Origin of the sequence: Mycobacterium ostraviense, from assembly GCF_002705925.1 — a bacterium.
GTDB classification, from domain to species: domain Bacteria; phylum Actinomycetota; class Actinomycetes; order Mycobacteriales; family Mycobacteriaceae; genus Mycobacterium; species Mycobacterium ostraviense.
Window position 1 is genome coordinate 4,926,147 of the sequence record NZ_NKRE01000001.1, and the last position, 11,388, is coordinate 4,937,534.

Annotated in this window: 8 protein-coding genes and 4 pseudogenes; 11 read left to right on the top strand and 1 reads right to left on the bottom strand. The window is 64.2% G+C overall.

Annotated elements, in window-relative coordinates:
• The 6 genes and pseudogenes from CDN38_RS33150 to CDN38_RS33160 all read left to right on the top strand — a co-directional run.
• Positions 1-289, top strand: a pseudogene (locus tag CDN38_RS33150) (PPE domain-containing protein); the annotation flags it as partial.
• A gap of 23 nt (positions 290-312) precedes the next feature.
• Positions 313-1,668: a beta strand repeat-containing protein gene (locus CDN38_RS22910; protein ID WP_408633040.1), complete on the top strand. Its 1,356-nt coding sequence runs from the start codon at positions 313-315 to the stop codon at positions 1,666-1,668.
• A 476-nt stretch (positions 1,669-2,144) separates the two neighbouring features.
• Entirely contained in the window at positions 2,145-3,062 is a 918-nt protein-coding gene (locus tag CDN38_RS22915) for a PPE family protein, SVP subgroup (protein WP_099319204.1), read from the top strand.
• 1 nt (position 3,063) lies between these two features.
• Positions 3,064-3,172, top strand: a pseudogene (locus CDN38_RS33155) (type VII secretion protein EsxI); the annotation flags it as partial.
• A gap of 291 nt (positions 3,173-3,463) precedes the next feature.
• On the top strand, positions 3,464-4,633 hold the full coding sequence (locus CDN38_RS22920; protein ID WP_099319205.1) for a PPE family protein: 1,170 nt from the start codon (positions 3,464-3,466) through the stop codon (positions 4,631-4,633).
• Between the two features lie 36 nt (positions 4,634-4,669).
• A pseudogene (locus CDN38_RS33160) lies at positions 4,670-4,763 on the top strand (type VII secretion protein EsxI); the annotation flags it as partial.
• A gap of 175 nt (positions 4,764-4,938) precedes the next feature.
• Here the strand turns inward: CDN38_RS33160 and CDN38_RS22925 are convergent.
• Positions 4,939-5,727 carry a GAP family protein gene (locus CDN38_RS22925; protein WP_082276933.1) on the bottom strand — a complete coding sequence of 263 codons (789 nt, stop codon included), beginning with the start codon at positions 5,725-5,727 and terminating at the stop codon, positions 4,939-4,941.
• A gap of 599 nt (positions 5,728-6,326) precedes the next feature.
• Here CDN38_RS22925 and CDN38_RS22930 point away from each other — a divergent pair.
• From CDN38_RS22930 to CDN38_RS22950, 5 genes and pseudogenes are all read left to right on the top strand, one after another.
• A complete protein-coding gene (locus CDN38_RS22930) occupies positions 6,327-7,862 on the top strand; it encodes a phospholipase C (protein WP_075509183.1) in 1,536 nt (511 codons plus the stop codon).
• Positions 7,863-8,172: 310 nt separating this feature from the next.
• Positions 8,173-8,427: pseudogene (locus CDN38_RS22935) on the top strand (phospholipase); the annotation flags it as partial.
• Positions 8,428-8,774: 347 nt separating this feature from the next.
• Entirely contained in the window at positions 8,775-10,301 is a 1,527-nt protein-coding gene (locus CDN38_RS22940) for a phospholipase C (protein WP_099319459.1), read from the top strand.
• Between the two features lie 289 nt (positions 10,302-10,590).
• On the top strand, positions 10,591-10,914 hold the full coding sequence (locus CDN38_RS22945) for a hypothetical protein (RefSeq protein WP_082276932.1): 324 nt from the start codon (positions 10,591-10,593) through the stop codon (positions 10,912-10,914).
• A gap of 156 nt (positions 10,915-11,070) precedes the next feature.
• The gene (locus CDN38_RS22950) at positions 11,071-11,367 is read left to right on the top strand and encodes a WXG100 family type VII secretion target (RefSeq protein WP_036416272.1); all 297 of its coding nucleotides are present in this window, start codon (positions 11,071-11,073) and stop codon (positions 11,365-11,367) included.
• Positions 11,368-11,388 lie beyond the last annotated feature (21 nt).

Here is an 11,388-nt window from a genome sequence, read left to right on the forward strand (position 1 = left end):
GTGGCGGTTCCGTATTCGGGGTGGTTGAGTGCGGCGGCGGCGCGGGCGGCGGGTGCGGCGGCGCAGGCGCAGGCGGTGGTGGGGGCGTTTGAGGCGGCGCGGGCGGCGGTGGTTCATCCGTTGGCGGTGGCGGCTAATCGCAATGTGTTTGTGCAGTTGGTGATGTCGAATCTGTTTGGTCAGAATGCGCCGGCGATTGCGGCTGCCGAGGGTGTGTATGAGGAGATGTGGGCGGCCGATGTGGCGGCCATGGTGGGTTATCACGGTGGGGTTTCGGCGGCGGCTGCGCGGTTGGCTTCCTGGTCGGGTTCGGTGGCGGGGTTGCCCGGGTTGTCGGGTCTGGTCGGTGGTGCGACGGGGGCCGGCGCGGCGGCCGGCGCACCGGCAGCGCCCGCGGCCAGCGCCGTTCCGGCACCTCTTCAGGGCATCAACTTCGGTTTCGGCAACATCGGCTCCCTCAACCTGGGTAGCGGCAATATCGGTGACACGAACGTCGGCAGCGGCAACGTCGGCTCGTTCAACCTGGGCAGCGGCAACATCGGCAGCACCAATATCGGTAGCGGCAACCAGGGTGACATCAACCTGGGCAGCGGAAACGTCGGCAACTTCAACTTCGGCAGCGGAAACTTTGGCAGCCAAAACCTGGGCGGCGGCAATATCGGCAGCACCAATCTTGGTGGCGGCAACATCGGCAACACCAATGTGGGCAGCGGCAATATCGGCGACACGAATTTCGGCAACGGTAATGGTGGTAACTTCAACTTCGGCACCGGGAATTCCGGGAGTAACAACGTCGGCTTCGGCAATACCGGCAATGGCAATTTCGGCTTCGGGAACACCGGGAACAACAATATCGGCTTCGGGCTCACTGGCAACGGTCAAATTGGCTTCGGCGCCTTGAACTCCGGCAGCAACAATATCGGTTTGTTCAACTCAGGCAGCGGTAACGTGGGCTTCTTCAACTCGGGTACCGGCAACGTGGGCTTCGGTAATTCTGGCGTGGGAAACACGGGCTTCGGAAACGCGGGCAGCGTCAACACCGGGTTCTGGAACGGCGGCAGCACAAACACCGGCGCCGTAAATGCCGGGGCCGGCAACTTCGGCTTCTTCGATTCCGGCAACTTCAACGCGGGTAGCTTCAATGCCGGCAACTCGAACACCAGCTTCGGTAACTCGGGCAACGTCAACACCGGCTTTTTCAACGCGGGCGACATCAACTCCGGGTTCGGGAACGCGGGCGACGTCAATACCGGTTTCGCCAACGCGGGCAACACCAACACCGGCGGCTTCAACGGGGGCGCGCTCAACACCGGGTTTTTCAGCGCTATAGCCCACCCCGGCCCTAACTCCGGCTTCTTCAATGTCGGCACCGGTAACTCGGGCTTCGGGCAGAGCGACCCAAATGGTAGCGGCAACTCGGGTATTCAAAATTCGGGATTCGGCAACTCGGGCTACGTCAACACCAGTACCACGAGCATCTTCGGCGGCAACTCTGGCGCGCTCGACACCGGCTACGGGAACGCGGGTTTCTATAACGCGGCTGTCCAGAACGCGGGCATCGCCATCGCGGGTGTCACGACTTCGGGCATCCTGAACTCCGGGACGGGGAGCTCGGGACTGTTGGTCTTCGGCAACGGGCTTTCGGGCTTCTTCAAGAACCTTTTCTAGCGGCGTGCGAGCGCCAATTTTCCGATGGTAAGCCTTTCGCCGGGTATTGGGTACTCCGGCGACAGCGGGGCGCGGACCGTGCGCACCTCAAACCGCCGGACGACACATCGGGCGTAGCAGCCGGTTGCCACGCGCTGACCAGGCGGTTCTTGCCATACGTCGCGCGGTTGGCCGGCGTCGGTGCGGGCACTGCCTTCCCGTCGTCGTGGCGATAGGGAAATCACTCGGCGAACCAATCAAGCGGATCATTGTTGTCCACGGCATTGACATTACGCAGGCACGGCTGCTCGGCCCCGCCGAGATAGTTCCGAGATCTGGCGCGCTGGTGGACCGGCTCTTACCCAATATTTATGGATAATTCGGCGAATCTGGAGTCTTTGGGTGTGGGTTGGCTTACGATCCGCCCGTGGGTTGGTGAGTGTTCGGGTTCGGTTGGTGTCGGTGCCGTTGGCGCGGCTGGTTGGTTTGGGGTTGGAATGGTTCCTGAGTTTGCGTGGTTGCCGCCGGAGATCAATTCAGCGCGGATTTTTGCTGGTGCTGGGGCGGGGCCATTGTTTGTGGCGGCGTCGGCGTGGGAGGGGTTGGCTGCGGAGTTGGCGGGGTCGGCGTCGGCGTTTGATGCGGTGATCGCGGGTTTGACGGGTGGGCCGTGGGAGGATGTGGGGGCGATGGTGGGCTATGACGCGGGGGCGGCGTCGGCGGCTGCGGAGTTGATGCCGTTTAGTGTGCCGCCGGTGGATTTGGCGGGATTGGCCTCACAGGTGGGTGCGCAGGTGGCGGGGTTGGCGACGACGGCTACGGCGGCGGTGTCGCCGGCATTGCAGGGTGCGCTGGCGGCGGTGCCGGGGGCGGTGACCGGGGTGCAGTCGTTGGCCTCGTCGCTGCCGTTGTCGTCAGTGATGCAGGTGGCGCAGGTTGCGGGGTATCCGGCCAGCATGATGCTCGGGCCGCTGATGCAGTTGGCTAACTCGGCCAATGCGGGTACGGCGGGGTTGGCGGGGGCGTCGGCGGCGGGGTTGGCTGATGCGCCGAAGTTTGTCGGTGATGTCAACCCGATGAAGGGCCTCGGCGGTGGCGCGGGGGTGGGTGCCGGTATTGGCGCGGAGCTGGGGAAGGCGCGGCTGGTGGGGGCGATGTCGGTGCCGCCGACCTGGGAGGGGTCGATGCCCAAGGGGTTGTCGTCGGCGGCGATGGCGGGGTTGGGTGGTTTGCCCAATGCGGCGGAGTTGGCGCAGGCGGCCGGGACTGGTAGTGGGATGGGGATGATGCCGATGCCGATGGGGATGGGCGGTGCCGGCGCGGGGATGCCCGGCGGGATGATGGGCCGTGGCGGCGCTAATCCTCATGTGGTGCAGGCACGCCCGAGTGTGATCCCACGTACCGGTGTCGGGTAGAGCCTGCCAGGAGTTCATCACCGCGTTAGGCCGCAATATCTAGGTGATCTACGAAACAAGCCAACGTCCACGCCCAAGCCGACTCCGCCGTCGGCTCCAGCCGGGCCTGACCAACACCGAGCCGGCCTCACCAGCCAGCTCTACAGGGCGCGGGTAGCACCAACCAACCAGTGTTACCCGCGCCCTCACCATGTCAGTATCCCGTCAGCCGCGTGGTCGCAATCCAGCGCTTCGGTGGGATCTAACTCACGGAGATCACCGAACGCGCCTGCCGTTTCAGCGTTTGGCGAATCTGGAGTTTTCGGCTGTGGGCTGGCTTACGATCCGCCGATGGGTTGGTGAGTGTTCGGGTTCGGTTGGTTGTCGGTGCCGTTTGCGCGGCTGGTTGGTTTGGGGTTGGAATGGTTCCTGAGTTTGCGTGGTTGCCGCCGGAGATCAATTCGGCACGGATTTTTGCTGGTGCTGGGGCGGGGCCGTTGTTTGTGGCGGCGTGGGCGTGGGAGGCGTTGGCTGCGGAGTTGGCGGGGTCGGCGTCGGCGTTTGATGCGGTGATCGCCGGGTTGACCGGTGGGCCGTGGGCGGGTCCGGCGTCGGTGTCGATGGCGGCGGCGGCGGCTCCGTATGTGGGGTGGTTGAGCGCGGCGGCGGCGCAGGCGGAGACGGCGGCGGCGTCGGCGGTGGCGGCGGCGACGGCGTTTGAGTCGGCGTTGGCGGCGACGGTGCATCCGGCGGCGGTGTCGGCGAATCGGGTGTTGTTGGGGGCGTTGGTGGCGACCAATTTCTTGGGTCAGAACACGCCGGCGATTGCGGCTACCGAGTTCGATTATGTGGAGATGTGGGCTCAGGATGTGGGGGCGATGGTGGGCTATGACGCGGGGGCGGCGTCGGCGGCTGCGGAGTTGATGCCGTTTAGTGTGCCGCCGGTGGATTTGGCGGGATTGGGTGCGCAGGTGACGGGATTGGCGACGACGGCTACGGCGGCGGTATCGCCCTTGGCCCAGGGTGCGCTAGCGGCGGTGCCGGGGGCGGTGACCGGGGCGCAGTCGTTGGCCTCGTCGCTGCCGTTGTCGTCGGTGATGCAGGTGGCGCAGGTTGCGGCGCAACCCGCCAGCATGATGCTCGGGCCGCTGATGCAGTTGGGCAGCACGGCCAATGCGGGTACGGCGGGGTTGGCGGGCGCGACGGCGTGGGAGGGTCTGGCTGATGCGCCGAAGTTTGTTGGTGACGTCAATCCGATGAAGGGCCTGGGCGGGGGTGGCGCCGGTATTGGCGCGGAGTTGGGGAAGGCGCGGTTGGTGGGGGCGATGTCGGTGCCGCCGACCTGGGAGGGGTCGATGCCCAAGGGGATGTCATCGGCGGCGATGGCGGGGTTGGGTGGTTTGCCCAATGCGGCGGAGCTGGCGCAGGCAGCCGGAGCGGCCGGCACTGGCGGGATGCCGATGATGCCGATGCCGATGGGTGCCGGTGGTGCCGGGGCGGGGATGCCCGGCGGGATGATGGGCCGTGGGGGTGCTAATCCGCATGTGGTGCAGGCGCGCCCGAGTGTGATCCCGCGTACCGGGATCGGATAGGGCCGGGACTTCCGGCGCGCGGCCTGCTAGGAGTTGATCACCCAGCTGGGCCACAACTTCCAGGTGATCTACGAGACAAGCCAACGCCCACGCCCAAACCGACTCCACAGTCGGCTCCAGCCGGGCCTGACCACCACCGAGCCGGCCTCACCAGCCAGCTCTACAGAGGGCGCAGGTAATACCAACCAGCCAGTGTTACCCGCGCCTTCACCATGTCAGCCGAAGCGATCCGTGGTCTCGGCGCCGGACAGGATGGGTGACGAGGTGAGGGCACCGGCGCCGGCAGCCGCAATCAGGGCGGGCGCTTATACGCGGCCCATCCCCCTGGTCATCAGGAATGCCCCCAGCAGGGCAATGACGACAGCGAAGATCTGGTGCCGCCGAGCCTTGACCCAGCGCTGCAGCACCGACATGATCTGGCCGGTCTTCGCCGGCGCCGCCAGCTGGCTGGCGAGTGGGACCTCGACGAATGCCAGCGCCACAAGGGTGTACACCCCCGCCGCTGTGACCTGGGTGGCCACCGCAGCTCCCGAGGCCAAAATCGCAGTGAGCGCTACCAGAAACCGGAGATCCGCCAACATCGCGACTCCGAGGACGAACGCCACCCGCAGCGGGCGGGCCTGCAACGCGAACTGGGCGCGCGTCGACAACCTCGAGATCGTCGTGGACGTCAGGACCTGCAACTGTGATGGATTGGCGCCTGTCATCCCGAGCCGGATCCGCTGACCTGGGGAGAGGCTGATCGCCAGCGCGGCGATGAGCAGCGCCGTGACACCCATCGCGATCTGAATGTGTCCGGCGGTGGAACTAACGGTGGCCACTTCGACCCGGTGCATGACGTCGAGCGCGAATCCTCGTAGTCCGAAGAGCACGCCTATAGCCAGAGCAACGCTGGTGACAATGCCGCCGAGCCAAAACGCAACGAGCTGGCCGACGGCACGAGGTCGCGATGACAGGAGAACGCTGATCCCGATCCGCACCGGGTCGGCCGTCGCGACGAGCGCCAACGCGAGCACCGTACCCCACATGGCAACGGACGCTACAACGACGACGACGATCACGAAACCCGGTCGGGACAATGGTTTTCCGATCACGACCGGGTTACTCGCGGCACGACATCATTCCTGGCGTCAGATTAAGACCGACGGTGCCGAATACCATTCGTTTGAAAAGTCGAAGAACGGGCGCTGACCTCGAGTGATCGGGGAGGTTGCCGGCGTCGGCGCCAAGTCGAGAAATGGCACTATGAGGGATCGATTAGGAATGTGGGATTCGATAAATTTTTGTCGTGACGCACTTTAATCCGATGGGTATTGGCACGTTGGTCGCAATGGGTTGCGTCGGCACGGCGTACCGTCCGTTTCGATAACCGGGCACCCGGCCGGTCCGCTTCGGCGGGTCGCCGCCGCGTGGGTACGCTCCCAGCCGGGGCCTAACCAGGCCCCAGCGGGTTTCCGCCGCGGTTCTCGTTGGCTTCGATAACGCCGGCCAACAGACCGCAACTCCGTACCCACCGGTACACCGCGACCGGCCCAGACCGATCCCGGAAACCGATTCCAGCTCGTTTGCTGCAGGTGAAGTAGGCCTGCGACACGCCGGTCGGCCTGCCGCGATCGATCGGCGTGGTAACTATACCGTGAGCTGAGCTGTGCGCAGGGAGGCGAATTACGTGACGGAAAATCCCTTCCGGGGAATGTCACGCCGGGAGTTTTTTGCAAAGCTCACCGGCGCCGGCGCTGCGGCGTTGCTGATGGACTTTGCCGGCCCGGTGATCGAAAAGGCGTATGGTGCGGGCCCATGCTCGGGGCATTTGACCGACATCGAGCACATCGTGTTGTTGATGCAGGAGAACCGGTCATTCGATCATTACTTCGGCACACTTTCGAGCACCCGAGGTTTCAGCGACCCGTCGCCGGCATACCAGCAAAAGGGTTGGAACCCGATGACGCAGGCGCTCGACCCTGCGGGAATCACCATTCCATTCCGGCTCGATACCACCCGTGGCCCCATTCTGGACGGCGAGTGCGTCAATGATCCCGACCACGCCTGGATCGCCATGCACACCTCCTGGAACAACGGCGGCAACGACAATTGGCTTCCGGCGCAGTCGGCGACGCGCACCGGGCCTTATGTCCCGATGGTCATGGGTTATTACACCCGCCAGGACATACCGATCCACCATCTGCTGGCTGATACCTTCACCATTTGCGACGGCTACCACTGCTCACTGCTCGGTGGCACGCTGCCTAATCGGTTGTATTGGATGAGCGCCACCATCGATCCCGCCGGCACCAATGGGGGACCGCAGTTGGTGGAGCCCGGCTTCCTACCCGAGCAGCAGTACAGCTGGCGCATCATGCCGGAGAACCTCGAGGACGCCGGCATCAGTTGGAAGGTGTATCAAAGCAAAGATGCCGGGCGGTTCATCAACACTCCGATCAGCAATAACGGGCTAGTACAGGCTTTCCGGCAGTCCGCAAACCCGAGGTCGAACCTGGCTCGGTTCGGCATTGCACCGACTTACCCGTTGGACTTCGCGGCCGACGTCAAAGGCAACCGGCTGCCGCAGGTTTCCTGGCTGGTGCCACCGTTCATCCAATCGGAGCATCCCGCATTGCCGGTGGCGCTGGGCGCCGTGGCCATGGTCAATGCGCTGCGCATTCTGCTTTCCAACCCGGCGGTGTGGGAGAAAACCGCCTTGATCATCAGCTATGACGAAAACGGCGGCTTCTTCGACCACGTGACACCGCCGACGGCGCCGCCGGGTACTCCAGGTGAGTACGTGACGGTGCCCGACATCAACGCAGTGAGCGGGTCCGGCGGTATCCGGGGCCCGATCGGCCTGGGCTTTCGGGTGCCCTGCCTGGTCATTTCGCCGTTCAGCCGCGGCGGGTTGATGGTCCATGACACGTTCGACCACACCTCGCAGTTGAAACTGATTCGCGCCAGGTTCGGTGTGCCCATTCCCAATTTGACCGCGTGGCGCGATGGCGTCGTGGGCGACATGACCTCCGCGTTCAACTTCGCAACACCGCCGAACCCGACGAGACCTAACTTGAGCCATCCGCTCTTGGCCGCGGTGCCGAAACTGCCGCAATGCATCCCCAACGTCGTACTGGGAACGACGGACGGTACGCTGCCGGCGATTCCATACCGAGTGCCGTATCCCCAAATGATGCCCACTCAGGAAAGCAGCCCCACCCGCGGGATTCCCAGCGGGCTTTGCTGATCGGCCCGGGAAGCTGCCGCTACGGCTTTCGGTGACGGCGGCGGATTTGCGCTCCGGGATCGAAATGATGATCAGCACTGGCTTGCGTATCGGGTCCGACACGCCGGTGGGCTTACCAAGATTGATTGCCGGCGCAACTATACCGTGATCGGGAATGTGCGTAGCGGCCGTCAAGGAGGGCGTGTGGGGAGCGAGCACCCAGTCGACGGAATGACCCGTCGACAATCCTCTAAAGCCGCTGCCGCCACCACCGCCGGCGCTCTCACGTCATTAGCCGCTCCAATTATCGAAAAGGCGTATGGAGCCGGGCAACCTCAGCGCCTGGAGAAACGGCGTGGTCGGCGATATGACTTCGACGTTCAATTTCGCGGTCCCGCCGAACCCGTCGAAACCCAATCTGGATCACCCGTTGCTGAAGTCGGTTCCCAAACTGCCGCAGTGCGTTCCCAACGCGGTATTGGGAACGACGACCAAGACATCAATTCCGTATCGGGTGCCATTTCCACAGATGACGCCCACTCAGGAAACGTCACCGACCCGCGGAATTCCCAGCGGCATCTGCTGAATCGACCGGCGGCGCCTGGTGCCGCGGCTGGGCAATGCTGAGCGGTTTTCTGCTGGCTGAGCGTGTACGGCGGGCAGGCGGGGCGCCCGTCCGGACCGGTATGCGCGCGCAATGTGGCAACAGTATTCTTTGCCGAGACCGGATCGGTCGCACTTGTTATTCCCGGCGGCCCGGTTATGTCGATGGGGCCGATTCAAGGTTGAACACGACACCGCGGACCGGCGTCAAAAAGATCGAATACGCCAGGACACGCCGGTTTGTGTTTCGCAGCCGACTTCCATCACGCCTATACGGTCGACTCAAACATCGATAAAGGAGGGCCGGTGGGCGGCGGTGCATTTGCTGGAATGTCGCGTCGAGAATTCCTGGCCAAGGCCACCGGCGTCGGTGCGGCTGCCTTCCTCAAGGACTGGGCCGCCCCGGTGATCGAGAAGGCCTACGCGGCCGGCCCGTGCTCGGGACATCTGACCGACATCGAACACATCGTGTTGTGCCTGCAAGAAAACAGGTCATTCGACCATTACTTCGGCACGCTCTCCAGCGTGGACGGGTTCGACACCCCGACGCCGCTGTTCGCCCAGAAGGGCTGGAATCCACAGACGCAAGCGGTTGACCCCGCCGGCATTACCCTGCCGTACCGCATCGATACGACCAGGGGCCCCAACGGGGTTGGCGAATGCGTCAACGACCCCGACCACCAGTGGATCGCGGCGCATTTGTCGTGGAATGGCGGCGCCAACGACGGCTGGCTTGCGGCGCAAGCCAGGACCCGGTCGGCGGCCAATACGCCCGTGGTGATGGGCTACTACGCCCGCCCCGACATCCCGATCCACTACCTGCTGGCCGACACGTTCACCGTCTGCGACCACTACCACTCTTCGCTTCTCGGCGGGACGATGCCCAACCGGCTCTACTGGATCAGCGGCACCGTCAACCCGGACGGCGACCAGGGCGGACCACAGATCGTCGAGCCGTCCATCCAACCGAAACTGACGTTCAGTTGGCGCATCATGCCCCAAAACCTCAGCGACGCCGGCATCAGTTGGAAGGTCTACAACAGCAAGCTGCTCGGCGGCCTCAACGACACGTCGCTGAGCCGCAACGGCTATGTCGGCAGTTTCAAGGCGGCGGGAGATCCGCGGTCGGATCTGGCGCGATACGGGATAGCGCCAACATATCCCGGGGACTTCGTCCTCGACGTCATCAACAACAGGCTGCCGCAAGTCTCCTGGGTTGTGCCGCTGACCGTCGACTCCGAGCATCCGTCCTTTCCGATCGCCGTGGGTGCCGTCACGATCGTCAACCTGATCCGGACGTTGCTTCGCAATCCGGCCGTATGGGAAAAGACCGCGTTGATCATCGCTTACGACGAACACGGCGGATTTTTCGACCACGTCACGCCACCGACGGCGCCGCCGGGCACACCCGGCGAATGGATTCCCAACAGCGTCGACATCGACAAGGTCGACGGCTCGGGCGGTGTCCGGGGGCCGATCGGTCTGGGGTACCGGGTGCCATGTTTCGTTATCTCTCCCTACAGCAGAGGCGGGCTGATGGTCCACGACCAGTTCGACCACACGTCGCAGCTGCAACTCATCGGCAAGCGCTTCGGGGTTCCGGTCCCCAACCTGACCCCCTGGCGGGCCAGCGTGACCGGAGATATGACGTCGGCATTCAATTTCGCCGCCCCGCCCGACCCGTCGCGACCCAACCTGGACCACCCGGCCCGGCAGCTGCCGAAGATTGCCAACTGTGTGCCCAACGTGGTCCTGGGGTTTCTCAACGAAGGGCTTCCCTATCGGGTGCCTTATCCGCAGACGATGCCGGTCCAGGAATCGGGGCCGGTCCGCGGAATTCCCAGCGGCATCTGCTGACGATCGACCGCCTTTTGAATGCATTTTCACCCTGTAACTACGGTGCAGCCGCTGCCGTGCGCGGCGTTTCCTGCTGCGCGGATCAAGCGACAGGGTCGGCCGTTGCGAACGGCGATGCCCCAGCCGGCCACCCCACGTCGGCCCGCGGCGCCGCTGTTCGTGCGGGCATGCAGAGAAATCGGAGAAAAGGGACTATTGGTCGCGGGATTGTCATACGATGCGTAGTACTCGATGGTTGTGTTTGCCATTGAGGGTTGGTTTTTTGGAATCGGCACAGGAAGGGGACAGCGTGCTTTTGCCTCTTGGTCCGCCCTTGCCGCCCGATGCCGTGTCGGCGAAGCGCGGTGAGTCGGGGATGCTTGGCGGGTTATCGGTTCCGCTCAGCTGGGGTACGGCCGTTCCACCGGATGACTATGACCACTGGGGCAAAGAGGATGAAGCGGCCGAGGTCGCCGTAGTGCCCGGTGCGGTCGATCCCGAACCCGCCGAACTCGGCACCGAGAAATGGGACGAGTGGGCGGAGTGGAACGAGTGGGAGGCAGCCAATGCCGAACCTCGGTTCGAGGTGCCGCGTAGCAGCAGGGTCGTACCGCATTCTCCGGCGGCCGGTTGAGAGAAAGGGGTGACTGTCGTTCTTCATGACCGATGGGTGACTTCCGTATCACCGCGGTCGGCACTACGAGGAGTCAATCTGCACAAATAATTCCCGAGTACGAGCAGCAAGAGCCCAGTTGACTATATAAGCCCAGTTGACAAGGAGACAGGCAACATGGCAACACGCTTTATGACCGACCCGCACGCGATGCGGGCGATGGCGGGCCGCTTCGAGATGCACGCTCAGACGGTTGAGGACGAGGCCCGCCGGATGTGGGCGTCCTCGCAGAACATCTCGGGCGCGGGCTGGAGCGGTCTGGCCGAGGCGACCTCGCTGGACACCATGGGCCAGATGAACCAGGCGTTCCGCAACATTGTGAACATGCTGCACGGGGTGCGTGACGGCCTGATCCGCGACGCCAACAACTACGAGCAGCAAGAGCAGGCCTCCCAGCAGATCCTCAGCAGCTAGCCCCGGCCCGACAGCTTCGAT